Consider the following 25,299-nt stretch of genomic DNA (forward strand, 5'->3'; position numbering starts at 1 on the left):
CGACACGCCGGTCTGGTGGACCACCGGCGGAGCCGCCCGGCAAGGGCGGCCGCGGGCGTCCCCGCGGCCGGTCTCCCGGGCCCGCCGCCCCGCACCGGGGCGGCGGGCCCTGCCGCGTCCGCGCCGCGCGCGTACGGCCGGGGTGCGTCCCGCGTGCCTCAGGAGCACAGTGGAAGGAGGTGGGGGGCACGGCGGGGACAACGGTGAGATCGGCCAACACCGGGAAGTGAGCTAGATGGTTGACGGTACAACGAGCGGTCCGGACCCGGCCGAGGAGACCGCGGCCCGCGACGCGCACGAGCCGTCCCCTCCCGACCGGTCCCCCCACCGGGTCCGCATCCCCGGCTTCGCCCGTGCGGACGGGGACATCGGACTGGGCGACGCCGTCACCCGCGTGACCGCGGCGGTGGGGATCCGGCCCTGCGGCGGCTGCGCGCGCAGGGCCGCGGCCCTCAACCGGTGGATGACGATCGAGGGCGGACGAGAACGCTGAGCACCGCGCGAGGCGCGTGCGTGCACGACCAGGATGCCCGGTGCGCGACCGCGCCGGGCCGGGAGCCCGACGAAGCGTGCGTGAGGAGTGACCCATGGACCCGGAGATCACCGACGGCGTCACCGACACGAGTCCTCCGCCGGAGGTCGGGCCACGATCGGCGCCCCCGGCCCCGGTGTCCGATCCCGACGACGCCCGTCCCGTGTCCGGCGAGTCCCGCGTCACCCAGGCTTGTTGCGGCTGCGCCGAGACGGACTCCCACCAGAGCGGCGGGACGGGCCACGGCGACACCGGTCCCGCTTACGTCTATGTCCTCGGACGTGTGCGCGCCGTGTTCCCCGATCTCTCCGTCCAGCACGAGTTCTCGCAGGTGGCGGGGGCGGACGGAAGCCGCGACGCCACCGACGCCGACGCGCTGTACCGGGTCCTGTCCGCTCCGGAGAACCGCTACCTCGCCCGCCAGATGTGCTACGTCCTCGCCGTCCAGGGCGTCGACGCCTATGTGCTGGAGCCCGTCGAACCCGCGGGCCTGGACGACCTGGTGGAGGCCCTGCGCCCCGTACGGGACCGCCGCGACCTCGCCGTGGTCGTCGGCACCCTCGGCCCGCTCGTGCCGCCGGGCGCCTGTCAGGGACTCTCCGTCCCGGTCGTCCATGTCGAGAAGATCTGGGCCTTCGACAGCAGGGAGCTGATCGAGGCGATCGACCGCCCCGACGACACCTCCCGCAAGGAGTTCGAGAAGACCGCCAAGGACGTGCTCGACCGGGTGCTCCAGCTCAACAACAACGCCGGCCTCGACCCGACCCACCGGGCCCTCAACTACCTGACGGTGCGGGAGCAGGAGATCTACCGGAAGACCAGTGAGCTGCGCGCCGACGGCTACACCCTGTCCGAGGTGGAAGCGGCGCCCTCCCGGCTCAGCGTCGGGGCCCAGAGCGTCGTCACGGTCGTCCTCTCCTACACCCACCGCCAGACCAACGTCACCGAGAAGCTGTTCGTCCGGGTCGGCGTCTCCGGGCTGTTCCCCTACCGGGTGACCCCGGTCCAGCGCTACTACGACCGCTGAGCGACAGGACCCGACCGAGACGACGGAGAGACGGACACGACCGACACGACCGACACGACCGACACGAGAGGGAGAAGAGGCGAACGGACATGCGTATCCCCGGATTCGCCGTCGAGCCGACGGCGGCACACGGAGCGAACGCCGGTGATCTGCTCGTTGCGCAGCAGTTCACCTGCGAGGAGGAACTGAGGCCAGTCTGCCGCCACCAGTGCCGGAACTCCCACCACCCCGCCGCGTGCGTACGGAAGTGCCTGGCGAGGCTCTGCGCGGAGAAGTGGTGACCCGTGATGAGCCTGCCCGGATTCACCTGGACACCGGCGCGTGTGACGGCAGGTGACCGGGTCGTCCCCCAGCAGATCACCTGCGAGGAGGAACAGCGCCCGCCGTGCGAGACCGCGTGCGAGGACTCCTGGAACCCCGCCCTCTGCGTGCGCGAGTGCATCGAGGAGTACTGCTCCGGCTCCTGGGGATCGTCGTGACCTTCCCCGGATTCGCACGGCGCTCCGCCCCCGCCGGCCCGGGTGATCTCCTGCACCCGCAGGAGATCACCTGCGAGCGCGTGGAGGGCCCTGACTGCAGGTCGCGCTGCGAGGGGTTCGACGACGTCGACGCGTGCTACGCCGCCTGCCTGGCGGACCGGTGCCGGGATCCGGCGTGGTGGGGAGGCACGTCATGACCCTCCCCGGGTTCACTGCAGCGGTTCCCGTCCCGCCCGTCCCGCCCGTCCCGCCCGTCCCGCCCGTCCCGCCCGTCCGGCGGGACGGCGGGGTCGACGACCGGCTGTACGCCCAACTCGACACGCACTGCGCCACGTTGTGCTCCAACCTCTGCGCCGACGAGTGCCAGGACGTGCCGCCCTACGAGGCGGGCGACTGCCTGAACCGCTGCGCGGAGAACTGCCTCACAGCCTGCCTCCCACCCGAGCCCGAGCCCGTGACGGGGTGGACCGTCGTACCGTCGAGCGGCCCGGAGGAGAGGGGCGTGCCATGGACCCCGTGGACCTGGTCGGCCTCACGCCGCTCATGGCACACACCTCGGGCCTGCCCTCGGTCGTCGTCGGGGTGATCGACGGCCGAGTCGCCGTGGACCACCCCGCGTTCGCGGGCCACCCGGTACGGGAGCTGGGCCGGGCCGCCGGCCCGGGACGGTGCGGTCGCGCCGACGTCTGCTGCGCGCACGGCACCGCCGTCGCAGGCATCCTCGCCGGCGAGGGCGGCGTCGCCCCCGGCTGCACCCTCCTGTCCCGGCCCCTGTTCACGGACCACCCCACCGACGACGGTCCGGCGACCTGTCTCTCCGGTGTGCGCACCGGGGAACTGGCCAGGGCGCTCACGGAGATCGTCGACGCGGGCGCCCACATCGTGAACCTCAGCATGGCCCAGCCCGCGCCGTCCGGTGTCCGCGACCACGCGCTGGAGGCGGCACTCGACCATGCCGCCGACCGGGGCGTGATCCTGGTGGTCGCCGCCGGGAACCAGGGCAGGGTGGGCTCCTCCGTCCTCACCGACCACCCGTGGGTCGTCCCGGTGATCGCGTACGACCGGGCCGGGCATCCCATGCCCCGGTCCAACCTGGCCATGTCCATCGGCCGCCACGGAGTCGGCGCCCCCGGCGACCGCGTTCCGGGCCCCGGGCCCGGCGGCCGCCCCTTCGTCCTCAGCGGTACGAGCGCCGCCGCGCCCTTCGTCGCCGGTGCCTTCGCCCTGCTCCGCTCGGCCTTTCCGCAGGCCACCCCGGCTGCCGTACGCTACGCCGTCACCCACGGCCCCGGCCCCCGGCGTTCGGTGACCCCGCCGCTGCTGGACGCGTGGGCCGCGTACCAGGCACTCCGTGATCCCGGTGGAGTGCGGAGCCGGTGACAAGGGCCGTCCCGCCCCAACACCCCACCCTGTGAAGAGATTTCGGGCATGTGAAGAAGGCGTGTCCGGAGGGTTGACCGTGCGTCAAGTGGACTCGTACCTTCCTGACGGCTGAAAGTTTTCAGCCATCTTGCAGCAAGAACCGGCAAGGGATCTTGCCGCACGGGCCTCTCACGGCCTCCGCGCCCCGCCCTTCGGACCCTTCAACGGAGAAGGACCCCACACATGACCAGCAGAACCCTGTCCGGCGCGCTCGCTCTCGCGGCGGGTGCGTCGATCGCCCTCGCGGCGCCCGCCGGGAGTGCGTACGCGTCGCCGCCCGGTACCAAGGACGTGACCGCCGTCCTGTTCGAATGGAACTTCGCCTCCGTCGCCGAGGAGTGCACCACCACCCTCGGCCCGAACGGCTACGGCTACGTCCAGGTCTCGCCGCCCGCCGAGCACATACAGGGCTCGCAGTGGTGGACGTCGTACCAGCCGGTCAGCTACCGGATCGCCGGACGCCTCGGTGACGCCACCGCCTTCCGGGCCATGGTCGACACGTGCCACGCGGCCGGCGTCAAGGTCGTCGTCGACACCGTCGTCAACCACATGGCGGCCGGGAGCGGCACGGGAACCGGCGGCTCGTCGTACACGAAGTACACCTACCCCGGCCTGTACTCCTCCTTCGACTTCGACGACTGCACCGCCACGATCAGCGACTACACCGACCGCGCCAACGTCCAGAACTGTGAACTCGTCACCCTCGCCGACCTGGACACCGGCGAGGAGTACGTCCGGTCGGCCATCGCCGGGTACATGAACAGCCTGCTCGGGCACGGTGTCGACGGCTTCCGGATCGACGCCGCCAAGCACATCCCCGCCGCCGACCTCGCCAACATCAAGTCGCGGCTGAACAACCCCTCCGTGTACTGGAAGCAGGAGGTCATCTACGGCTCCGGGGAGGCCGTCCGGCCGAGCGAGTACACCGGTAACGGGGACGTGCAGGAGTTCCGGTACGCCTTCGACCTCAAGCGGGTCTTCACCAACGAGAACCTCGCCTACCTGAAGAACTACGGGGAGGGCTGGGGGTACATGAACAGCTCGGTCGCCGGGGTCTTCGTCGACAACCACGACACCGAGCGCAACGGCTCCACCCTCAGCTACAAGGACAACGCGACCTACACGCTGGCCAACGTCTTCATGCTGGCTTACCCGTACGGCGCGCCCGACATCAACTCCGGGTACGAGTTCACCGACCACGACGCCGGCCCGCCCGGCGGCGGTGCGGTCGACGCCTGCTGGCAGAACGGCTGGAAGTGCCAGCACGCCTGGCCGGAGATCATGCGCATGGTCCCCTTCCGCAACGCCACCCGCGGCGAGGCCGTCACCAACTGGTGGGACAACGGGGGCGACGCGATCGCGTTCGGGCGCGGCAGCAAGGGCTTCGTGGCCGTCAACCACGAGTCGAGCAGCCTCAGCCGCACGTACCAGACCTCCCTCGCTGCGGGCACCTACTGCAACGTGCAGAACAACACGACGGTCAGCGTGAACGGCTCCGGCCAGTTCACCGCGACCCTCGGCTCCCACACCGCTCTCGCGATCTACGCGGGCAAGAGCAGCTGCTGACGCGCTTGTAAGACCTTGCCGATACTTTCAAGCCTCTTGCTGAAACGCTTTCGGCGGCGATACGGTCGCGCGGGGTCGGACCCACCAGAGCCGTCATCGCAAGGAGTCCATCCGTGATACCGAGATGGCCGGCGCCGTCGAGGCGCCGAACCACCCACGCCGGACGGGCCGCGGCGGTCGGCGCGGTCACCGTGACCGCGCTGACCGCGGCGCTCGTGCAGCCCCTCACCGCGGGAGCCGCCGGAGCCGCGGGAGCCGCCGCGCCGCCCGCGCCTCCGTCCGACGCGAAGCTGGCGAAGTCCGCCGCCCGCCACGACCTCACCCGCGAGCAGTTCTACTTCGTCCTGCCGGACCGTTTCGCCAACGGCGACCGGGCGAACGACAGGGGCGGCCTGACAGGCTCACGCCTCGCCACCGGCTACGACCCCACCGACAAGGGCTTCTACCAGGGCGGCGACCTCAAGGGCCTGACCAGGAAGCTCGACTACATCAAGGGCCTGGGCACCACCTCCATCTGGATGGCCCCGATCTTCAAGAACCAGCCCGTGCAGGGGACGGGGGCCAACGCCTCCGCCGGCTACCACGGTTACTGGATCACGGACTTCACCCAGGTCGACCCGCACTTCGGCACCAACAAGGACCTGGAGACCCTCATCTCCAAGGCGCACGCCAAGGGCATGAAGGTCTTCTTCGACGTCATCACCAACCACACCGCCGATGTCGTCGACAACGAGGAGAAGTCCTACGACTACCTCTCCAAGGGAGCCTTCCCCTACCTGAGCAAGGACGGGAAGCCCTTCGACGACACCGAGTACGCGGCCGGGACGAAGGACTTCCCGTCCGTCGGCCGGGACTCCTTCCCCCGGACCCCCGTCGTCCCGGTGGCCAAGAAGAAGACCAAGGTCCCCTCCTGGCTCGACGACCCGACGATGTACCACAACCGGGGCGACTCCACCTGGGCCGGCGAGTCCGCCACCCACGGCGACTTCGTCGGGCTGGACGACCTGTGGACCGAACGCCCCGAGGTCGTCTCCGGCATGGAGAAGATCTACGAGAAGTGGGTGCGGGACTTCGACATCGACGGCTTCCGGATCGACACCGTGAAGCACGTGAACATGGAGTTCTGGACGCAGTGGGCCACCGCGCTCGACGCGTACGCCGCGAAGAAGGGCCGCGACGACTTCTTCATGTTCGGCGAGGTCTACTCCGCCGACACCGCCGTGACCTCCCCGTACGTCACCCAGGGCCGCCTCGACTCCACGCTCGACTTCCCCTTCCAGGACGCGGCGCGCTCGTACGCCTCCCAGGGCGGCAGCGCGAAGAAGCTGGCCTCGGTCTTCGGCGACGACTACCGGTACACGACCGACAAGGCCAACGCCTACGAGCAGGTCACCTTCCTCGGCAACCATGACATGGGCCGCATCGGGACCTTCCTCAAGCAGGACGACCCCAAGGCCACCGACGCCGAACTGCTCGCCAAGGACCGGCTCGCCAACGAACTGATGTTCCTCGGACGGGGCAACCCGGTCGTCTACTACGGCGACGAGCAGGGCTTCACCGGCGCGGGCGGCGACAAGGACGCCCGCCAGACGATGTTCGCCTCGAAGACCGCCGACTACCTGGACGACGACCAGCTCGGCACGGAGCGTACGCACGCCGAGGACGCGTACGACACGAGCGCGCCGCTCTACCGGCAGATCAGCGCGCTCGCGGGGCTCCGCAGGGCCCACCCGGCCCTCGCCGACGGCGTCCAGACCGAGCGCCACGCGGCCGACGGGGCGGGTGTCTACGCCTTCTCGCGGACCGACGCCCGGACCGGCACCGAGTACGTCGTCGCCTTCAACAACGCCGACCACGCCGAGAAGGCCACCTTCGCCACGGGGTCGGCCCGTATGACCTTCCGGGGCGTCTACGGCACCGACGGCAAGGTGACGAGCGGGGCGGACAAGAAGGTCACCGTGACCGTCCCGGCCCGCTCGGCGATCGTCCTCAAGGCCGCCGGCTCCCTCGCGAAGCCCGCAACCAAGCCGTCCCTCACGCTCGACGCCCCGGCCTCCGGCGCCACCGGCACGGTCGAGATCGGCGCCGATGTCGACGGCGGGCAGCTCAACCGGGTCGTCTTCGCCGCTCAGGTCGGCAACGGCAAGTGGAAGACGCTGGGCTCCGCCGACCACGCCCCCTACAAGGTCACCCAGATCATCGGCGAGGGCGTTCCGGCCGGCACCGCATTGCGGTACAAAGCAGTGGTGATCGACCGAACCGGACGTACGGCGAGCGCCACCGCGACCTCCACCACGGGCACCCCGCCCGCCCCCGAGATCCCCACCGCCTCCTCGCGCGACCACGCGATCGTCCACTACAAGCGCGCCGACGGCGACTACACCGACTGGCGGCTGTACGCCTGGGGTGACATCGCCGAGGGGGAGGAGACCACCTGGCCCGACGGCCATGACTTCATCGGGCGGGACGCGTACGGCGCCTTCGCCCACGTGAAGCTCAAGCCCGGTGCCACGAGCGTCAACTACCTCGTCATCGACAAGGACGGCACCAAGGACGTCTCCGCCGACCGCTCGATCGACGTGACGAAGACGGGTGAGATCTGGGTCGAGCAGGGCAAGGAGGCCGTCCGCACGGAGAAGCCGGCCGGCGACTACCCCGAGCAGGACAAGACCAAGGCCGTCCTCCACTACCACCGCGCCGACGGGAACCACGACGGCTGGGGCCTGCACGTCTGGTCCGGCGCCGCGAACCCCACGGACTGGTCGAAGCCCCTGGAGCCGGTGCGGACCGACGCCTACGGCGCCGTCTTCGAGGTGCCCCTCACCGACGGGGCCACCAGCCTCAGCTACATCCTCCACAGGGGCGACGAGAAGGACCTCCCCACCGACCAGGCACTCGACCTCAGGACCAACGGGCACGAGGTGTGGCTGCTGAGCGGGCAGGAGAAGTACCTGCTCCCGCAGCCCGCCGGGTCCGCCGCCGCCCTCGACCTCACCACCTCCAAGGCGGTCTGGATCGACCGGAACACCGTCGCCTGGAACGGGAACGACACCGCCGCCTCCACCCAGCTGCTGTACTCCCGCTCCGGCTCGATCACGGCGAAGGACGGCGCTCTCACCAGCACCGACGAGCGGTGGCTGCGCCTGACCAGGTCGGCCCTCACCGACGCCCAGAAGGCGAGGTTCCCGCACCTGAAGGCGTACACCGCGTGGACCGTCGACCCGCGCGACCGCGACCGGGTCCGTGAAGCCCTGCGCGGCCAGCTGGTCGCCTCCCAGCGCGCGGCCAACGGCGCCGTGCTCACGGCGACGGGAGTCCAGATCGCCGGCGTGCTCGACGACCTCTACGACGGATCGGCCGCCGACCTCGGCCCCACGTTCCGCAAGGGCCGTCCGACCCTCGCCGTCTGGGCGCCCACGGCCCAGTCGGTGAAGCTCGAACTCGACGGGAAGGCCTTCTCCATGAAGCGGGACGACGCCACCGGCGTCTGGTCCGTCACGGGTGAGAAGTCCTGGAAGAACAAGCCCTACCGGTACGTCGTGAAGGTGTGGGCGCCCAGCGTCCGGAAGATCGTCACCAACAAGGTCACCGACCCGTACTCCCTCGCTCTGACCGCCGACTCCGAGCGCAGCCTCGTCGTCGACCTGACGGACAAGTCATTGGCACCGAGCGGCTGGTCGTCGTACACCAAACCCAAGGCCGTACCGTTGAAGGACGCGCAGATCCAGGAACTGCACGTCCGGGACTTCTCGATCGGTGACGGCACCGTGCCCGCGAAGGACAAGGGCACCTACCTCGCCTTCACCGACAAGGGCAGCGACGGCTCCAAGCACCTGCGGCAACTGGCGAAGGCCGGAACGTCGTACGTGCATCTGCTGCCCGTCGCCGACATCGCCACCATCCCCGAGAGGAAGGCCGATCAGGCGACCGTCGACTGCGATCTCGGCTCGTACCCCGCCGACTCCGAGAAGCAGCAGGAGTGCGTGGCCAAGGCCGCGGCGAAGGACGGCTTCAACTGGGGCTACGACCCCTACCACTACACGGTCCCGGAAGGCTCGTACGCCACCGACCCGGACGGGACACGGCGCACGGTCGAGTTCCGGAAGATGGTGAAGGCGCTCAACGCCGACGGCCTCGGGGTCGTACTGGACGTGGTCTACAACCACACCCCGGCCAGCGGCCAGGCCGACAAGAGCGTCCTCGACAAGGTCGTCCCCGGCTACTACCACCGGCTCCTCGCCGACGGCTCGGTCGCCACCTCCACCTGCTGCGCCAACACCGCGCCCGAGAACACCATGATGGGCAAGCTGGTCGTCGACTCGATGGTCACCTGGGCCAAGGAGTACAAGGTCGACGGGTTCCGCTTCGACCTGATGGGCCACCATCCGAAGGCCAACATCCTGGCCGTCCGCAAGGCCCTCGACGCCCTCACCCTCAAGAAGGACGGGGTCGACGGGAAGAAGATCATCCTGTACGGGGAGGGCTGGAACTTCGGCGAGGTCGCCGACGACGCTCGCTTCGTCCAGGCCACGCAGAAGAACATGGCCGGGACGGGCGTCGCCACCTTCTCCGACCGCGCCCGTGACGCCGTACGCGGCGGCGGCCCCTTCGACGAGGACCCCGGCGTCCAGGGCTTCGCGTCCGGCCTCTGGACGGACCCCAACTCCGCCGCGGACAACGGCACTGGGGCCGAGCAGAAGGCCCGGCTGCTGCACTACCAGGACCTCATCAAGGTCGGTCTGAGCGGCAACCTCGCGCACTACCGGTTCACCGACACCGACGGCAAGGAGGTCAGGGGCTCCGAGGTCGACTACAACGGCGCCCCCGCCGGATACGCGGACGCCCCCGGCGACGCCCTCGCCTACGTCGACGCGCACGACAACGAGTCGCTGTTCGACGCGCTCGCCTTCAAGCTGCCGGCCTCCACGAGCGCCGCCGACCGGGCCCGTATGCAGGTCCTCGCGATGGCGACGGCCGCCCTCTCGCAGGGCCCGGCGCTCTCCCAGGCGGGCACCGACCTGCTGCGGTCCAAGTCCCTGGACCGGAACTCGTACGACAGCGGCGACTGGTTCAACGCGATCCACTGGGACTGCCGGGACGGCAACGGCTTCGGGCGCGGCCTGCCCCTCGCCGCCGACAACCGGTCCAAGTGGTCCTACGCCAAGCCCCTGCTGACCTCCGTCGGTGTCGGCTGCGAGCAGATCGAGGGAGCCTCGGCTGCGTACCGGGACCTGTTGCGCATCCGTACGACGGAGGACGTCTTCTCCCTCGGCACGGCCGGACAGGTCCAGTCGAAGCTGTCGTTCCCGCTGTCGGGGAAGGACGAGACGCCGGGCGTGATCACCATGGCACTCGGTGACCTCGTCGTCGTCTTCAACGCCACTCCCGAGCGGCGGAAGCAGACCGTGGACGACCTGGCCGGCACGGAGTACGCGCTGCACGAGGTGCAGGCGGCGGGGGCGGACTCTACCGTCCGGGCGTCGTCGTACGAAGCGGAATCGGGGACCTTCGCCGTTCCGGGGCGAACCGTGGCGGTCTTCGCGCGCACCGACCGGTAGGAGCGCTAGCTTGGTTGGTGCGGGCGGTGAGGGGACAGCCCGCACCAACCGAGCTTCAGCGACGACGAGAGCCTCATGAGCCCGATGGCCGACGGAGCAAGCAGCACGGTGCTGGTGGTCGACGACGCGGCCGCCGGCCGGTACGCGATGGGCGCGGTCCTGCGCCGGGCCGGACACGGCGTGGTCCCGGTCGCCAGCGCCGGGGAGGCCCTCGCCGAACTCGACCTGCGGCTCCGCTCCGGAACCCTGCCCGACCTGGCCCTCGTCGACGTCGGCCTGCCCGACATGAGCGGCTTCGAACTCTGCCGCCGGCTCAAGGCACGGCCCGTGACCGCGGCCCTGCCCGTCGTCCACTTCTCCGCCGCCTCCGTCGCCCCCGTCGACCGCTGCCGAGGGCTGGACGCGGGCGGCGAGGCCTATCTGACGGTTCCCGCCGAGCCGGAGGAGATCCAGGCGGTCGTCCGCGCGGCCGTGCGCGGCGCCCGGACCCGCAACGACGCCGAGGCCCTCGTCCGCCGGCTCACCCTGCTCTCCGAGACCATCGCCGACGTGCAGGCCGCCCGCACCCTGGAGGAACTGGCCGCGGCCGCCGCCGAAGGGGCCGCCCGGCTGACCCGGACGCCCGCCGCCGTGTTCGTGCTCGGCGAGGACGGCCACCTCCACAGCGGCACCTCCCGGGCACGGGCCCGTACCACCCGGCCCGACGCCGGCGCGCACGAGGCCGTGGCCCGGCTCCTGCGCCGACTCTCCGACGGCGACCCCGGGCCGCACGACACCGTCGTCCCGGCGCCCCTGTGGCCCCCGGGCTTCTTCCGGCCCGGCGTCACCGAGGACGCCCGGCTGGTCCTGGCCCCCACCGAGAGCGGCACGCCCGTCTGCGTCGCCACACCCGTGCCCGGCAGACCGGGAGCGACGACCGGCGCCACGGGCCTGGTCGCGCGTCTCGCCCAGGCCACCGCGCTGGCCGCGCAGCCCCTGCTCATGTACCAGGTCGAACGCCATGTCGCGCTCACCCTCCAGCACAGCTTCCTGCCCAAGCGGGTGCCCGAGTTCCCCGGCCTCGAAGTCGTCGTCCGCTATGTGCCGGCCTCCCGCAGGACCGAGATCGGCGGCGACTTCTACGCGGCCCTGTCCACCCCCGGCGGTGTCCTCACCGCCGTCGGCGACGTCGTCGGGCACTCGCTGGACGCGGCCACCGTGATGGTGGAGATCCGGCACGCCCTGCGCGCGTACTGCGTCGAGGAGTCCGACCCCGCGGCGCTCGCCCACCGGCTCGACCGGATGCTCCAGCACTACCACCCGGACCTGACCGCCACGGTCTGTCTCGCCCTGGTCGAGCCGGACAGCGGGCGTGTACGGGTCGCCAACGCGGGCCACATCCCGCCGCTGATCGTCCGCGACAGCGGAGAGGCCGCGTACCTGCCGGCCGCCGGGCCCCTCCTCGGACTCGGCCTCGACCGGCCCGCGCCCACGGAGGCGTCGCTGCGGCCGACGGACCGGCTGCTCATGGTCACCGACGGGCTCGTCGAGACCCGCGGCATCGATCTCGCGCTCTCCCTGGAGCAGTTGCGGGCCGCCGCGGCGGACGCCCCGGCGGGGCCGGCCGCGCTGTGCGACACACTGCTGCACTGTTTCGGGCGGGACCGGGAGGACGACATCGCCATGCTGGCGTTGCGGCTGCGGTTAGGGTGACCTCATGCCGCAGATCACTGTTGACTACTCCGCCGTCCTCGCCGAGGGTTTCGACCGGCCCACGTTCGCCAAGGCCCTGCACGAGGAGGTCGTGCGGACCGCCGCCGCGAAGCCGGAGGCGTGCAAGACGCAGTTCCGGGCGACCGAGGACACGGTCGTCGGGCCCGACACCGACGGCCACGCGATCGTGCACGTCACGCTGGGGCTGCTCGCCGGGCGCGCCGACGACACGAAGGTGACGCTGACCGAGAACGTGCTGGAGCTGGTCCGGCAGTACGTGAAGCCGGCGGCGGGCCTGGCGCTGCACGCGTCGGCGGAGGTACGGGACCTCGACCCGTCGTACCGGAAGTTCGAGGTCTGAGCAAGGGCCCTAGCCGCGCCCCAGGGCCACCAGACGGCCCGCGAGGTCGCTGAACGGGCCGTCGTGCGGCTCGTCGGCGAGTATGCCGCGCAGCAGGGCGGCCATCTCCTCGTCCTGGGCCGCGCTGACGGCCGCCAGGGCCGCGAAGTCGTGCACGAGCTGGACCTCCAGCTCCTGGCGGGGGATGCGGCGGCCGTCCAGCCAGAGGAGGGCCGTGGACTCGGCGAGGGAGATCCAGGAGCGAATGACGAGTTCGAGCCGCGCGGGGGCGGTCTCGACGTCGAGGTGCGAAAGGATCTGGACATAGGCGGCCTGGCGGACACCGTCGACGAGGGCGTTCGTGCGGGACGAGCCGACGGCCGGGCCACCGCGCATCAGGGCGGAGAAACCGGGGCCGTGCTCGTCGACGAAGTCGAAGAAACGGTGCGTGACGCGGAGCAGCCGGGCACCGAGCGGACCCTGGCGCGGCTCCACGAAACGGTTCGCCAGATCGTCGGAAGCACGCGTCAACGCGGCCTCGTACAGGCTGAGTTTGCCCGGGAAGTAGTGGTAGACCAGCGGGCGTGAGATGCCCGCCGCCGACGCTATCTCGTCGATGGAGACCTCGTCGGGCGAGCGCCGGCTGAACAGTTCGAGGGCGACCCCGATCAACTGCTGCCGCCGCTCCTCCACACCCATCCTGCGGCGCGCACCGGTTCGCATACGAACACTCTACCGATTGATTCCGGCCCGCCTGGGGCGGGATCGCGCGGAGATGTCCGACGTGCGGGCGGTCACCGCGCGGACTGCAGGCCGCTGATCTCCCGGCCGTTCGCCAGCCTGCCCTTCAACTCGGCCCGCACGCCCTCCCCGGCTTGTACGGCGAGCAGGTTGCCGGGAGCCGAACCGCTCACCCCGCCGCTCAGTTCGACGGACACCGTGTCCTTGCCCCCGGCGGCGAGCACGTACGAGTCGCCGGTCGCCGACTTCCAGGGGCCGGCCGCGAGGACGTGCGGGTCGGCCGGACCGCAGGCGGGAACCTCGTCCGCGGCGGCCGTGACATACGCGCCCGCCGGAGTGTTGAACTGGGCCAGCGCCCGCGTGCCCGCGCCCCGCCACGTCTCGGTGCGGGTGCACACCCAGTCGGCCGTGCCGCTGCCGTCGGGCAGCGGCTGGCGGGCGAACTGCCAGGCGTTCACGGTCCGCACCCCCTGCGACCGTACGGCGGCCAGGGAACAGGCGAAGGGCGCCCAGACCGCCGGCGCGGCCGAGGCGTCACGCCGCGCCGAAACGGCCGACGGGCGCCCGATCGTGAGGTGCGCCGGCGTGACCTCCAACAGGTCGGTCAGCAGCCGCGTACCGCCCGAGGCATCGGTGACCTGCAGCACGTCCCAGGACCGGCACTCCCCGGTCCGCACCGCGGGACTGGCGAACGGCGCCGTCGTCCCGTCCTTCGCCAGCGCGAGCGGGCGCACCCGGGCACCGGGTTTCGCCAGATCCCGTACGGCAGCCCCACGCACCCAGGGTGCCGTGAGATAGCGGACGTTGCCGTCGGACCGGCCCAGCACCAGGGCGCTCGCGCCGGCGCCGGTCGCCCCGTCGGCCCGGGTCAGGTCCAGGGCGGCCGCGCCCGGGTCGGTGAGGGGCTCGGCGTACCGGGCGATCCGCAGACCGTCGTGGAGCAGGACGACCCGGAGGTTGTCGACCACGCCCGCGTACAGCAGTCGCGGTGGGCCGGGCGGGGGCCCGGCCTGAGTGCCGAGGGTGACCGCGACCTGCACGGACTCACCGGGGCGGGCCCAGACCGCGAGGGCGCGCCGCAGCAGCGCCCTGTCCTTGACGAGATCGCCGCGCGCGGGCCAGGTGGTGAAGTCGGTGCGTCCCGTCGCCCGCCACGCCGTGGCCGTCGCCGTCGTCAGCTGCCCCGGATCGAGTGCCGCCTGGGCCGCCGGGTTCCGCGCGTACGAGGGCGCCGCCGCGCCGTCGGGCCCCCAGTTCTCCCCGGGCAGCCCGAGGAGCGCACCGGACACGATCACGGCGGCCGTCGCGGCCAGCGCGGCCCTCGTGTGCTGGCGGCGGCGCATCAGATCGGTGGGGCGGGCGTGCAGCGAGCAGGGGTCGTACTCGGGGGAGGTGAGCAGCGCGTACTGCTGCGCCGGCACCGAGTCGGCCTCCTTCAGCGCGGCCGCCGGAGCGTCGACGCCCGCCTCTTCGAGGAGCGACCTGATCACCGGGTCGGGGAGCCGCTCCAGACCCCGCAGGACGTAGGCGGCGCGTCCCGGTGCGGAGAGCGCCGACAGGCGCTGGTCCAGGGCCAGTTCGTCGGCGCCTCCGGAACGGGGGAAGAGTCTGAGGCCCCACACCCGGGGCAGCAGCGGCGGCAGCTGGGACCGCTTCGGCCACGCCCGGCGACGCAGCGGGAGGCCCGCCTCCAGGGCGGTGCGGACGACCTGGAGCCGGACGAAGGCGTACCCGGGGCTGCGCTCCCGGTCCGCGCCCGTCGCCTGCGCCGGGATGAGCGACGTGGACCTGCGGCCCCTCGGCAACGCCCGCTGGGTCAGCGCGTGCGCCGTCAGCACGCGGCGGTTCCGGCCCAGGCCCGACGGCAACGTCAGATAGGCCAGCCGGACCAGACGCGGATAGTGCTCGACGAGCGCGGCCTCCGCCTGCTCGACGTCCACGACCGACTCCTGGGCGCGGGACGATGCGGGGCGCGGGGCGACATCCTGTGACTGCACGTTCAGCAAAACGAGCGAATGGTCCGATGGTCACCACAGCGCTCCGCTGGGTGGGGCGGGAGCGCCTGGGGGCTGGGTGGGCGGTGCGGTTCCGGTGGGGCTTCTCGCGCAGTCCCTCGCGGGGCGCCGCGGTATCGCTGTCGGGTCTTCGGCCGCGGAGCGGCCGGGTGTCGTTTCCGGCGGAGCCGCAGGGACGTGCGCTCAGAGACGGGTTCGCCTGGTCGGGTGATCAGAGGTGAACATGCGACGGGTGGTCGTACCTGTGTGTACGTGGGGTGATCGTGAAGCTGACGGTGCAGGTGAAGCTGCTGCCGACGCCCGAGCAGGCGGCGGCCCTCGAGGCAACTCTTCGTGCCTGTAGCGAGGCGGCGAGCTGGGCCAGTGGCGTGGCGTTCGAGAAGGACGTGAAGCGGAACCTCGCGCTGCGCGAGCACACCTACGGCGAGATCAAGGCCCGGTGGGGGCTGGGAGCGCAGGCCGCCCAGCATGTGATCAAGCGGACGTGTGGCGCGTGAGCGACGCTGAAGGCGACCCTGACGGCGGGGAACCTGGGCGGGCCCGGCTCGAAGCGGTACCGGCGCGCTGCCGGGAAGCCGATCGCCTTCCGGCCGCAGGGCGCGCAGCCCTATGACGACCGGATGCTGTCCTGGCAGATGGCCGAACGCAGGGTGTCCATCTGGACCGTGGCCGGGCGCATCAAGGACGTGGCCTTCACAGCCGCACCTGAACGCAAGATCGCGAAACGTGTGTGGTGGCCCGGTCCTGGATGTCCCCCTTGGTGCCTGTGACGAGGAACCGGTCGACGGTGCCGCTCCGGTCGAGCAGACTGAGCCGGAACTGTCCGGCACGGCCGGGCAGCAGCCGATTGAGCGCCAAGCGCGCGGGAGCCGTATCGAAGGCGGGGCCCTCGCCAGGGCTCTTAGCGGCGTGGGCCGGGGCCGACCACCGCAGGTGGGCCCCGAGGCCGATGACACCGGCCGAGCCCAGCACCGTGCGTCGCGACGGACCGTTCATGTCTGTGTGCCCCGTGTGTCGACAGTGGCGGCACGCTGACGGGGTGACCGTCCGTGAACAACGGTGCGCACGGAGCTGGCGCGTTCATGTCGCCTGAACGGACCCGGAGGTACGGATGAGCATGACGAGGAAGAGGCTTGCGGGGGCCGCGGCCGGCGCGGTCGCCGCCCTGCTGGCGCTGACCGGCTGCGGCGCGGGCGACGACGCCGAGACCGCTGTCCCCAGGACGGCGACGGGGACGCTGGAGCACATCGCCGGCGAGGTGGGCTGCAAGCCGGACATGCAGACGGACGCGGACACCATCCGCCAGGCCCTGTGCACGAACAAGGACGGCGACTTCGACGGCAGGTTCGTCCTCGCGACCTTCGCCACCGACCGGGGTCAGGCGGAGTGGCTCGAAAATGCCAAGGACTACGGCGGCTACTACCTTGTCGGCCGCAAGTGGGTCGCCATCGGCAAGGAGAAGACGGTCAACGGGCTGCAGGGCACGCTGGGCGGGGAGATGCAGGAGGGGTCCGAGCACATGAACCCCGGTGGCAGCCACAACAGGAGCGGCCACAGCGGCTGACCGTGCCGGGCGCGGTCCGGGGAAGACGAAAGTCGGCGGTGGGAGATCCCACCGCCGACTTTCTCTGTGGCTCAGAAGCGCTCGGGTACTACTTGCAGTTCTTGCCGCTGTTGATGCACTGCACCATCTTGTTCATCGTGTTCTGGTCGAAGAAGTTGATGAAGTCGTTGTGGTCGGTGATCGCCTTGTGCAGCTGGTCCGGGAAGCCGTCCACAGCGAACGGCTTCACGACCTGTCCGTTCTGGATCTGCGGGGCCGGGACGTCGTAGACCAGGCGCGCCTGGAGCTGGGGGATCGCCTGGAATCCGTTGGCGCAGCTGCCGTCCTGCTGGACGAAGGCCACGTGCGTGCGGTGGTTGGCGCTGTCGATGTTCTGGCCGTCCCAGCAGCTCTGGAAGAAGGACGTCCGCACCACGGAGCTGCCCGGCGGGCAGATCGGGTACTTGTCCGTCAGCTGACGGTCCTCGAAGCCGGTGCAGCTCCAGTTGGTGTTGGCGTTCTTGAGGCCGTTGGTGAAGGCCTTGGCGTCACCGGTGATGATGCGCAGGGCCTGCGGCATCGCGACGACCTTGCTCTTCTTGTTGCCGACGAACTTCAGCTGCGCCTCCTTGGCCTGGAGGATCTTGCCGACGTTGCCTTCGGCACCGCCACCGAGGTCGTTCGCGTCGAACTCCTGCGTACCGTCCTGCAGGCGCAGCACCGGCCAGTAGTACGACGACTTGTCACCCGGGTTCTGGCAGCTGGTGTTGGCCTGGAGGAACTGCTGGTCGCTGGTGAAGGCGTTGTTGTTCTGGTTGCCGACGTAGTCGTGCGTGTGCTGAGCACCGTTGTCGACACCCGGAGCGACGATGATGTTGTCCGAGTTGTGGTTGTCGTTCCCGTTGGTGCCGCAGCTCGTGGTGAAGCTGCCCCTCGAACCACCGCCACCGTTCGCGGCGAAACCGTTCCCGTTCACACCCTTCGGGCCGCCGTTCGGCTGGACCTGGGTGATGTCCTGGAAATCGGCCGCGACGGGGCCGTTGGCGACCTGGCCCCCGTTGTTGCCCTGGTTCTGACCCTGACCGCCCTGGTTCTGACCCTGACCGCCCTGGTTCTGGCCCTGGCCGCCGTTGTTCTGACCGCCCTGGTTCTGGCCCTGGCCGCCGTTGTTCTGGCCACCCTGGTTCTGACCCTGGCCCCCGCCGGCGTTGGTCTGAGCCTGGTCACCCTTGCCCTGGCAGGCCGCGAGCTGCGCCATGCCCTGCGGAGCCTGGCCGCCCACCCGCCGGATGTTGATGCCGATCCGGTCGATGGTGGCCGTCCGCTTCGACTTCAGCGGGCCGAGAATGGCGTTGTTGACGAAGTTGGCGTCGCCCGCCTGCGCCTGGCGCGTGTCAGCCAGGCGCTTGTACGCCTCGGTGATCTGCCGGTCCAGCAGCGCCAGCTCCTTGGCGACTCCCGCGCGCGCCTTCCGCGGCACGTTCGTCAGCTTCTGACCGACGTCCGGGCAGGCGATGGTGGCCACCTGGGCGGAGGCCAGCGTCGCGTTCGGCCTTGACTTCGACTCGCCCGCTGAGGCGTAGAAGTTCGCCCAGACCAGGCCGCCGCCCGCGACCGCGAGCGCCGCGGATGCGGCAATGGCCCGAACGGCCAGCGGCGAGCGTCGTTTGCGTGTGTTGCGTCCCATGGAACTCCTCTGACTTCCTTGCGGGGCTATCGAGGCGCCCGACAGGAGTGAAGCGGCTCCATCAAGTACGCGGTAAGTCCCAGGAGTGTTCAGGCGACTCAGAAATTGATGAGAGATTCGCGGGACAAACTGGTTTCAACACCCCGCACGGCACCGGGAGTTGCCGATCCCCTACGGCGTGTGCATGACGAGAGAGGCCGACGGGGCCCGGGAAGGGGACCTTTCGGTGGCTCTGGCCGAGATGCGCGAGAACCGCCGTCGTCATGCCGGTTCGCCCGGTTGGAGCCCCAGCAGCTTCGCCTCCACCGACGCGTCCAGCCCCACCGTCGGCCGGTCCGGTCGATGCGGCGCGACTCCGCCGAGCCCCGTCAGCCACTCCCAGGTGTCCCGTACGGTCTCCTCCACGCCCCGGCAGCGGAGCCCGTCCCGTACCGCCCGGGACACGTCCGCCCGGTGCAGTGCGTCGTGCAGGTCGCTCCCCTCGGGTACCCACACCGGCAGCTGCGTCCACGGCTCGATCCCGGCCCCGAGGATCAACTCCGGTGCCGTCCAGCGGAGTTCGGCCGCACCACCGGTGACCCGCACGCACGCGTCGAGCAGTTCGCCCATGGTGGCCGTACCGGTGGGGCCGGTCAGGTTGTACGCGCCGGCCGCTCCCCGTTCCGCGGCGCCGAGGGTCCAGTCGGCGAGGTCGCGGACGTCGACGTACTGGAGGGGGAGGTCGCGCGGGCCGGGCGCCAGGACCGGGCCGCCCCGGGCGACACGGGTGAGCCACCAGGGCAGCCGGCCGATGTTCTCGTACGGCCCGAGGATCAGACCGCAGCGCACGAGGAGCGAGCGGTCCGCGCCGAACGCCTCGACCGCGGCCAGTTCCCCGCCCCGCTTGTCGTGGGCGTAGTCGGTCCCGTCGGCGTCCGCCGAAGCGTCGTCCACCAGGGGCGCACGCTCGTCGTGCCCGGCGGCCGGTGGCCAGGCGTACACCGAGCGGCTCGACACGTACACATACCGCTCGGCCACGCCGGACAGCAGGCGCGCGGTGTCCCGGACGGCTCGCGGCGCCGCCGACCAGGTGTCGACGACGACATCCCACCCGCCCCCGTCCACGGAGGCCGTGGAACAGGCGTCGACGAGCGCGGCGAGCCCGTCCGGGGCGGTGCGGTCGCCCAGCAACGACCGCACCCCGGCCACAGGTGCGTGCCGTCCTCGGTGGAAGACGGTCACCTCCCAACCGCGGGCCAGCGCCGACTCCACGACGGCGCGGCCCACGAACTCCGTACCACCCAGCATCAGAAGTCTCATACCGCCGACTCTGCCCGCCGGACGGCCGGTACGGAACGGGTATCTGCTCTCGGCAGATCAGGCCCCGGACGACACTGTTCCCGTCAACGGCCCAGCGGGGGCGTGTACTTGTACCCGACCCGTCGTACCGTCCGGATCGCCTGACGGAACTCGGCGCCGAGCTTGCGGCGCAGCCGGGCGATGTGGACGTCGACCGTCCGCCCGTCGCCCACATGCCCGTAGCCCCACACCGTGGTGACCAACTGGTCGCGGGTGTGCACCCGGTGGGGGTGCGTGACGAGATGGGCGAGGAGTTCGAACTCCAGATAGGTGAGGTCGAGCGGACGCCCGCCGACCTCGGCCGTGCGCCGCACGGTGTCGACCCGGATCAGCTCGTCTCCGGCGGCACCGGCACCGGCGGCACCGGAACCGGCGGCACCGGAACCGGCGGCACCGGAACCGGCGGCACCGGAACCGGCGGCACCGGAACCGGCGGCACCGGAACCGGCGGTATCGATACCGGTACCGGCACCGACGGCCGCGCCGGCGTGGTCGAGGGGCTGCTCGTCCGGGACCGCGAACGGCGGCACCGGCGACTGCTGGTCGGCCGGCAGGAGCACCAGGTAGCCGACCATCGGCGGCCGGCCGGGCAGTGTCGGCAGGGTGTGCTGGGGTGCGGGCAGCCAGGTGGCGCCCGGCGGCAGGAAGTCCGTGATGTCCACGACCTCGTCCCGGCCCACGGCACGCAGCCGGTGCCGGGGGGAGGCGCCGGGCGAGGGGACGGCCCCGGGCGCGGAGCCCGGCGCGGAGGTCAGCGGGGCGGCGGTCGACAGAGAACGGGTGTTCGCCATGAGAGGTCAGCTCTTTCGCGCGGGAGTTCGTCCGGGAGACCTCGGCGACCGAGTTCGTGATCGGTCCCGCCGAGGGGCGTACGTCGTTCCGCGCCGACCGAAGGCCGGGGTGTACGGCTTTAGAGGGCCGGCGCGTTCGTCGCGCGGCAACACACCCGGTCGAAGTCGTGGTGCTGACGGGAAGGCCAGAAGGGCTCCAGGTCATGGTGACCCGTCGCGCGTGGGTTCTGGAAGCCTGCCATGGGTTCATTGAAGCAGACACACGCCCGTCGCAGCAGCCTCCTCTCACGGCTTGGACGCTTCTTTGACATCACATCCGCCCGCCGGTCCGGGGACGCCGAAGGGCGCCCACCGGATCGGTGAACGCCCTCTCGGAGAGCGCGGGCTCGCGGAGCCCGGGTGGGTCAGACCTGGCCGGCCTTGTCGAGCGCGGTGCAGCAGGTGTCGACGATCAGCCGCGTCACGACGTACGGGTCGACGTTGGCGTTCGGGCGGCGGTCCTCGATGTAGCCCTTGCCGTCCTTCTCGACCTGCCACGGGATACGGACCGAGGCGCCACGGTTGGAGACACCGTAGGAGTACTCGTTCCACGGGGCGGTCTCGTGCAGACCGGTCAGGCGGTCGTCGATGCCGGCGCCGTAGTTCTTGACGTGGTCGAGCGGCTTCGAGCCCTCGCCCAGCGACTCGCACGCGGTGATGATCGCGTCGTAGCCCTCGCGCATCGCCTTCGTGGAGAAGTTGGTGTGCGCGCCGGCGCCGTTCCAGTCGCCCTTGACGGGCTTCGGGTCCAGCGTCGCGGAGACGTCGAAGTCCTCGGCGGTGCGGTAGAGCAGCCAACGGGCCACCCACAGGTGGTCGGCGACCTCCAGCGGCGAGACCGGGCCGACCTGGAACTCCCACTGACCGGGCATGACCTCGGCGTTGATGCCGGAGATGGCGAGGCCGGCCTTCAGGCAGTTCTCCAGGTGGGCCTCGACGATGTCACGGCCGAAGATCTCGTCGGCGCCGACACCGCAGTAGTAGCCGCCCTGGGGGGCCGGGAAGCCGCCGATCGGGAAGCCGAGCGGGCGCTCGCCGTCGAAGAAGGTGTACTCCTGCTCGATGCCGAAGATCGGCTCCTGGGCGGCGAACTTCTCGGCCACCTCGCGCAGCGCGGCACGGGTGTTGGACTCGTGCGGCGTCATGTCGATGTTGAGGACCTCGCAGAGCACGAGGATGTCGTCGCCGCCGCGGATCGGGTCCGGGCAGGAGAAGACCGGCTGGAGCACGCGGTCCGAGGAGTGCCCCTCGGCCTGGTTCGTGGAGGACCCGTCGAAGCCCCAGATCGGCAGCTCCGCACCCTTGGCGTCGTCGGCGAAGATCTTCGTCTTCGAGCGGAGCTTGGCCGTCGGCTCGGTGCCGTCGATCCAGATGTACTCAGCCTTGAAGGTCACGGGACACATCCTTCGGGGTGGGTCACTAGGCGCATGTGCGGGTGCTGCGGCGCTGCGGCACTGAAACGCCGCGCTGATGCCGCGCAGCCTGTCAACACGCGATTTCCCGGCCGTTGCTCGAATGTGAACCCCGTGTTACCTGGGGTCGCTGTGGCGCGACTCACGTCCTGACGGACGCGCAGGTCGTACGCACGTACGAGGCCGGCCACCGCTTCGCGCGATGGCCGGCCTCCCCGGACCGCGGTCGCCCTCCCGTCACCTCACCGTCACGAGCGGGCCCGCTCCGTACCTCGACGTGCCGCCGTCCGGGCCGGTCTCACCCCACCTGCTCGATCAGCGCGCGGCGGATCAGGAACTTGCCGGGTTCCCGGACCTGTTCGAAGGCGGCGTTGTTCAGCAGGGCACAACTGCCGGAGACCGACGTGACCTCGACGGTCGTGGACTTGTTGTTGTCCAGGTTGGTCACCCGCAGCTTCGTGCCCGCCGGGAACTGGTTGCTGGACGCGGCCGGGGCGCCGCCCTCACCGGAGAGGGTGACGGTGGAGCCGTTGCAGACCTGCCGGCCGGCCTCGGCGTTCCCCGTGTCACCCGCGCCGCCCGCGTTCCCCGCGGCCTCGTCGCCCTGGGGGTCCTGAGCCGACCCCCCGGTCTCCGCGGCCGGTGCGGACGGCTGGGCGGGCTGCGCCGGCGGTGCGGCCTGGGAGCCCTGAGCCGACTCCCCGACCACGCAGTCCGACGCCTCCTGCTGGACCTTGATCTGTGCGATGACCGCCTCACGGTTGGCGATCCGGGCCGCCGACTGCCCGTCGGGCTTCGCCTTCTGATCCGCGATGAACCGCTCGTTGTTGCCGAGCGCGGTGGCCAGACCCTGACAGACACGGGAATCCGCCGCGGTCTGCGCCGCGTTCGACGTGGCCGCCATGGCGAAGGCCCCGCCTCCCGCCACCGCGGCCGCGGTCACGAACAGCGCGACCTTCTTCTTCGTGCCGAGCGTTCTCCTACGCGACATGCGCGCCTCCTGTTCCCGGCGGGCCTTCGGATCGGCCACCGGATCGGGACGAGTACGCCGCTACGTACGAGATGTCGAACGAAGCTACTCAACGGTCACAGCAAACTCTCAAGTAACCCACGTCACGCCGTGGTGGGGGAGTGGACTGCGCGAACCGCCCGCTACCTGGACAGAGCGTCCCGTACGGCCTCGTCCGTGCGGGCCACCACCGCCGTACCGTCCTCGGCGGTGATGATCGGCCGTTGGATGAGCTTCGGGTGCTCGGCGAGCGCCTTGACCCACCGGTCGCGCGAACCGGCGTCCCGCGCCCACTCCTTGAGGCCCAGCTCCTTCGCCGCGGCCTCCTGGGTGCGGGTGATGTCCCATGGTTCGAGCCCGAGCCGGTCGAGTACGGCGCGGATCTCGTGCTCGCTCGGGACGTCCTCCAGGTAGCGGCGGACGGTGTAGTCGGCGCCCTCGGCGTCGAGCAGGCTGATCGCGCTGCGGCACTTGGAACAGGCGGGATTGATCCAGATCTCCATGCCGCCCACGGTAGTCAACCGAGCGCGAAAACTCGTGTTCCACGTCTGTCACAGGACCCCTCAGATGCCGTCTGGCCAGGGGCGATTGTCGGTGGGGGGTAGTAAAATAGAAGCAGTGTTCGAGGGTTGCCGACGGGGGATTCCGGCGGTGCCCAGACCGCGACAGGAGGATGTCCGTGCCCGCTGCCGCACTGAAGTCCAAGCCGCTGCCCACCCAGTCCACCGCTCAGCGTCCCGTCCTGCTCGACCTGCCCTACGCGCCGGTGGTGAAGCACACCCTGCCGCCGGGCCGTCCGCGCGAGTGGTACATCACCCACAACCGGCGCCTGAAGGCGATGCGTCTCGCGATCGCCCTGCTCGACTCCGGGGTCCACGTGCCGAACCAGGCGCGCAACGAGACGATCCGGAGCACCGCGGAGGTCATCGGAGTGCACCCGCCGTCGGACACCACGTGCCACATGGTCCGGGCGCTGATGCGCTACAGCCGCTAGCGACCGGCGAGGGCGCGCCGGCCGCTGCGGTACGTCCGTGCCGGCGGCCGCGTCCATCCGGTCCGCCGGTGCCGTCCACTCCGTGAGGGGTGGGCGGTACCGGTGTGTCCGGGGGGTGCGGCGGCGAGCGCGAGGGGCCGGCCGACCGGGAGGAGGGGCGATCTCCGGCCGCCAGGGTTGGCCGGAGATCGCTCTAGTCCTGCCCGTCCGGGGTCCATACGATGCGGTCGCCCCTCGGTCTTCACAGCTGCTTCACAGCCCGCGTTCGCACGGGCGGTGCTCTCGCAGGCCGCGGGGTCCTCGCGCCTGTCTATTGACAGGTGCATGACTCTGATGGGAGAACCCCCCATGGTTCGTGGTCTCCTCCTGGGCGGCGCCGTAGCCGCCCTGTTCGCCAGTGCGCTTCCCGCGCAGGCCGAGTCCCCCTTCGAGGACCCGCCCCCGGACAAGATCGTCATCAAGGTCGCGACGGTGAACGGCTCCGGCTGTCCCCAGGGCACGGCCGCGGTCGCCGTCTCCCCGGACAACACCGCGTTCACGGTGACCTACAGCGACTACCTCGCCCAGGTCGGCGGCGGCGCCCCGGCCACCGCGTTCCGCAAGAACTGCCAGCTCAACCTGATCGTCCACGTGCCCGGTGGCTTCACCTACGCCATCGCCAGCGTCGACTACCGCGGCTTCGCCTCGCTCGCGCGCGGCGCGAGCGGCGTGGAGAAGGCCTCGTACTACTTCCAGGGCTCCCCGGACACGGCCTCCAGGACCCACACGTTCACCGGCCCCAAGGAGGACAACTGGCAGGCCACGGACGAGACCGACTGGGCCCAGCTGGTGTGGGCGCCGTGCGGCGTGGAGCGCAACTTCAACATCAACACCGAGCTGCGGGTCAACCGGGGGTCGTCGCCGGCCGGCAGCACGAGCTTCATGACCATGGACTCGACGGACGGTGACATCAGCACGATCTATCACCTGGCATGGAAGCAGTGCCCCTCCGGGTGAGCGGGTTCGCCGGGTGCCCCCTGCTCGGGGGGCACCCGGCGCGTGTGGGGGTCGGGGGGGGCGGGGGGGGGCGGGCGGGCCGGGGGGGCCCGGGGGGTGCGCGCCGCCGAGAAACCGG

At 71.1% G+C, this 25,299-nt stretch carries 22 protein-coding genes; 13 read left to right on the forward strand and 9 right to left on the reverse strand.

The annotated features are described in order from the left end of the window. The first annotated feature begins 235 nt into the window (after positions 1–235). The 9 genes from ACFU5F_RS38085 to ACFU5F_RS38125 all read left to right on the forward strand — a co-directional run bounded on the left by ACFU5F_RS38085 (position 236) and on the right by ACFU5F_RS38125 (position 12,637). Complete coding sequence (locus ACFU5F_RS38085; protein ID WP_383897693.1) at positions 236–493, forward strand: hypothetical protein; 258 nt, start codon at positions 236–238, stop codon at positions 491–493. Positions 494–587: 94 nt separating this feature from the next. Beyond that, the gene (locus tag ACFU5F_RS38090) at positions 588–1,559 is read left to right on the forward strand and encodes a hypothetical protein (RefSeq protein ID WP_383897695.1); all 972 of its coding nucleotides are present in this window, start codon (positions 588–590) and stop codon (positions 1,557–1,559) included. Between the two features lie 89 nt (positions 1,560–1,648). Beyond that, complete coding sequence (locus ACFU5F_RS38095) at positions 1,649–1,840, forward strand: hypothetical protein (protein ID WP_383897696.1); 192 nt, start codon at positions 1,649–1,651, stop codon at positions 1,838–1,840. A gap of 6 nt (positions 1,841–1,846) precedes the next feature. Beyond that, on the forward strand, positions 1,847–2,038 hold the full coding sequence (locus tag ACFU5F_RS38100) for a hypothetical protein (RefSeq protein ID WP_383897697.1): 192 nt from the start codon (positions 1,847–1,849) through the stop codon (positions 2,036–2,038). A gap of 507 nt (positions 2,039–2,545) precedes the next feature. After that, the gene (locus tag ACFU5F_RS38105) at positions 2,546–3,418 is read left to right on the forward strand and encodes a S8 family serine peptidase (RefSeq protein ID WP_383897699.1); all 873 of its coding nucleotides are present in this window, start codon (positions 2,546–2,548) and stop codon (positions 3,416–3,418) included. Positions 3,419–3,643: 225 nt separating this feature from the next. Continuing rightward, positions 3,644–5,026 carry an alpha-amylase family protein gene (locus ACFU5F_RS38110; RefSeq protein WP_383897701.1) on the forward strand — a complete coding sequence of 461 codons (1,383 nt, stop codon included), beginning with the start codon at positions 3,644–3,646 and terminating at the stop codon, positions 5,024–5,026. Positions 5,027–5,139: 113 nt separating this feature from the next. Next, a complete protein-coding gene (gene pulA / locus ACFU5F_RS38115; RefSeq protein ID WP_383897703.1) occupies positions 5,140–10,584 on the forward strand; it encodes a pullulanase-type alpha-1,6-glucosidase in 5,445 nt (1,814 codons plus the stop codon). 84 nt (positions 10,585–10,668) lie between these two features. Next, positions 10,669–12,276, forward strand: a complete 1,608-nt coding sequence (locus tag ACFU5F_RS38120; RefSeq protein WP_383897726.1) for a SpoIIE family protein phosphatase — start codon at positions 10,669–10,671, stop codon at positions 12,274–12,276. Positions 12,277–12,280: 4 nt separating this feature from the next. Beyond that, positions 12,281–12,637 carry a 5-carboxymethyl-2-hydroxymuconate Delta-isomerase gene (locus ACFU5F_RS38125; RefSeq protein ID WP_383897705.1) on the forward strand — a complete coding sequence of 119 codons (357 nt, stop codon included), beginning with the start codon at positions 12,281–12,283 and terminating at the stop codon, positions 12,635–12,637. A gap of 9 nt (positions 12,638–12,646) precedes the next feature. Here the strand turns inward: ACFU5F_RS38125 and ACFU5F_RS38130 are convergent, their stop codons facing one another. Then, entirely contained in the window at positions 12,647–13,339 is a 693-nt protein-coding gene (locus ACFU5F_RS38130; protein WP_383897707.1) for a TetR/AcrR family transcriptional regulator, read from the reverse strand. 71 nt (positions 13,340–13,410) lie between these two features. Further along, positions 13,411–15,354 (reverse strand): hypothetical protein, encoded by a 1,944-nt coding sequence (locus tag ACFU5F_RS38135; protein ID WP_383897709.1) that lies wholly within the window; start codon positions 15,352–15,354, stop codon positions 13,411–13,413. Between the two features lie 281 nt (positions 15,355–15,635). Here ACFU5F_RS38135 and ACFU5F_RS38140 point away from each other — a divergent pair, with 281 nt between their 5' ends. Next, positions 15,636–15,869: a hypothetical protein gene (locus ACFU5F_RS38140; protein ID WP_383897710.1), complete on the forward strand. Its 234-nt coding sequence runs from the start codon at positions 15,636–15,638 to the stop codon at positions 15,867–15,869. 196 nt (positions 15,870–16,065) lie between these two features. Here ACFU5F_RS38140 and ACFU5F_RS38145 read toward each other — a convergent pair whose 3' ends face one another. Beyond that, a complete protein-coding gene (locus tag ACFU5F_RS38145) occupies positions 16,066–16,368 on the reverse strand; it encodes a hypothetical protein (RefSeq protein WP_383897712.1) in 303 nt (100 codons plus the stop codon). A 115-nt stretch (positions 16,369–16,483) separates the two neighbouring features. On the opposite strand from ACFU5F_RS38145, the gene ACFU5F_RS38150 reads away from it, so the two are divergent. Continuing rightward, a complete protein-coding gene (locus tag ACFU5F_RS38150) occupies positions 16,484–16,936 on the forward strand; it encodes a hypothetical protein (RefSeq protein WP_383897714.1) in 453 nt (150 codons plus the stop codon). An 88-nt stretch (positions 16,937–17,024) separates the two neighbouring features. Here ACFU5F_RS38150 and ACFU5F_RS38155 read toward each other — a convergent pair whose 3' ends face one another. From ACFU5F_RS38155 to ACFU5F_RS38180, 6 genes are all read right to left on the reverse strand, one after another. Then, on the reverse strand, positions 17,025–18,602 hold the full coding sequence (locus ACFU5F_RS38155) for a DUF1996 domain-containing protein (RefSeq protein WP_383897715.1): 1,578 nt from the start codon (positions 18,600–18,602) through the stop codon (positions 17,025–17,027). 261 nt (positions 18,603–18,863) lie between these two features. Continuing rightward, entirely contained in the window at positions 18,864–19,901 is a 1,038-nt protein-coding gene (locus tag ACFU5F_RS38160) for an NAD-dependent epimerase/dehydratase family protein (protein WP_383897717.1), read from the reverse strand. Between the two features lie 83 nt (positions 19,902–19,984). Then, positions 19,985–20,731 carry a winged helix-turn-helix domain-containing protein gene (locus ACFU5F_RS38165; RefSeq protein ID WP_383897718.1) on the reverse strand — a complete coding sequence of 249 codons (747 nt, stop codon included), beginning with the start codon at positions 20,729–20,731 and terminating at the stop codon, positions 19,985–19,987. Positions 20,732–21,135: 404 nt separating this feature from the next. Then, on the reverse strand, positions 21,136–22,164 hold the full coding sequence (gene glnII, locus ACFU5F_RS38170) for a glutamine synthetase (RefSeq protein ID WP_319365194.1): 1,029 nt from the start codon (positions 22,162–22,164) through the stop codon (positions 21,136–21,138). A 316-nt stretch (positions 22,165–22,480) separates the two neighbouring features. Further along, a complete protein-coding gene (locus ACFU5F_RS38175) occupies positions 22,481–23,173 on the reverse strand; it encodes a hypothetical protein (protein ID WP_383897719.1) in 693 nt (230 codons plus the stop codon). 161 nt (positions 23,174–23,334) lie between these two features. Continuing rightward, on the reverse strand, positions 23,335–23,694 hold the full coding sequence (locus tag ACFU5F_RS38180) for an arsenate reductase family protein (RefSeq protein ID WP_383897721.1): 360 nt from the start codon (positions 23,692–23,694) through the stop codon (positions 23,335–23,337). 176 nt (positions 23,695–23,870) lie between these two features. On the opposite strand from ACFU5F_RS38180, the gene ACFU5F_RS38185 reads away from it, so the two are divergent. Together ACFU5F_RS38185 and ACFU5F_RS38190 are read left to right on the forward strand one after the other, a co-directional pair. Then, complete coding sequence (locus tag ACFU5F_RS38185) at positions 23,871–24,185, forward strand: hypothetical protein (RefSeq protein ID WP_383897723.1); 315 nt, start codon at positions 23,871–23,873, stop codon at positions 24,183–24,185. A 348-nt stretch (positions 24,186–24,533) separates the two neighbouring features. After that, a complete protein-coding gene (locus ACFU5F_RS38190) occupies positions 24,534–25,181 on the forward strand; it encodes a DUF4360 domain-containing protein (protein WP_383897724.1) in 648 nt (215 codons plus the stop codon). Positions 25,182–25,299: the final 118 nt, after the last annotated feature.

This window comes from Streptomyces sp. NPDC057438 (assembly GCF_042802995.1).
Classification (GTDB): Bacteria; Actinomycetota; Actinomycetes; order Streptomycetales; family Streptomycetaceae; genus Streptomyces.

Excerpts from the sequence above, each read along its gene's own strand:
- ACFU5F_RS38130 (WP_383897707.1), bottom strand. The coding sequence starts at position 13,339 with ATGCGAACCGGTGCGCGCCGCAGGATGGGTGTGGAGGAGCGGCGGCAG.
- ACFU5F_RS38165 (WP_383897718.1), bottom strand. The coding sequence starts at position 20,731 with ATGGCGAACACCCGTTCTCTGTCGACCGCCGCCCCGCTGACCTCCGCG.
- ACFU5F_RS38160 (WP_383897717.1), bottom strand. The coding sequence starts at position 19,901 with ATGAGACTTCTGATGCTGGGTGGTACGGAGTTCGTGGGCCGCGCCGTC.
- ACFU5F_RS38105 (WP_383897699.1), top strand. The coding sequence starts at position 2,546 with ATGGACCCCGTGGACCTGGTCGGCCTCACGCCGCTCATGGCACACACC.
- ACFU5F_RS38125 (WP_383897705.1), top strand. The coding sequence starts at position 12,281 with ATGCCGCAGATCACTGTTGACTACTCCGCCGTCCTCGCCGAGGGTTTC.
- ACFU5F_RS38100 (WP_383897697.1), top strand. The coding sequence starts at position 1,847 with ATGAGCCTGCCCGGATTCACCTGGACACCGGCGCGTGTGACGGCAGGT.
- ACFU5F_RS38190 (WP_383897724.1), top strand. The coding sequence starts at position 24,534 with ATGGTTCGTGGTCTCCTCCTGGGCGGCGCCGTAGCCGCCCTGTTCGCC.
- ACFU5F_RS38085 (WP_383897693.1), top strand. The coding sequence starts at position 236 with ATGGTTGACGGTACAACGAGCGGTCCGGACCCGGCCGAGGAGACCGCG.
- ACFU5F_RS38095 (WP_383897696.1), top strand. The coding sequence starts at position 1,649 with ATGCGTATCCCCGGATTCGCCGTCGAGCCGACGGCGGCACACGGAGCG.
- ACFU5F_RS38145 (WP_383897712.1), bottom strand. The coding sequence starts at position 16,368 with ATGAACGGTCCGTCGCGACGCACGGTGCTGGGCTCGGCCGGTGTCATC.
- ACFU5F_RS38120 (WP_383897726.1), top strand. The coding sequence starts at position 10,669 with ATGGCCGACGGAGCAAGCAGCACGGTGCTGGTGGTCGACGACGCGGCC.
- ACFU5F_RS38175 (WP_383897719.1), bottom strand. The coding sequence starts at position 23,173 with ATGTCGCGTAGGAGAACGCTCGGCACGAAGAAGAAGGTCGCGCTGTTC.
- ACFU5F_RS38180 (WP_383897721.1), bottom strand. The coding sequence starts at position 23,694 with ATGGAGATCTGGATCAATCCCGCCTGTTCCAAGTGCCGCAGCGCGATC.
- ACFU5F_RS38150 (WP_383897714.1), top strand. The coding sequence starts at position 16,484 with ATGAGCATGACGAGGAAGAGGCTTGCGGGGGCCGCGGCCGGCGCGGTC.
- ACFU5F_RS38110 (WP_383897701.1), top strand. The coding sequence starts at position 3,644 with ATGACCAGCAGAACCCTGTCCGGCGCGCTCGCTCTCGCGGCGGGTGCG.
- ACFU5F_RS38090 (WP_383897695.1), top strand. The coding sequence starts at position 588 with ATGGACCCGGAGATCACCGACGGCGTCACCGACACGAGTCCTCCGCCG.
- ACFU5F_RS38155 (WP_383897715.1), bottom strand. The coding sequence starts at position 18,602 with ATGGGACGCAACACACGCAAACGACGCTCGCCGCTGGCCGTTCGGGCC.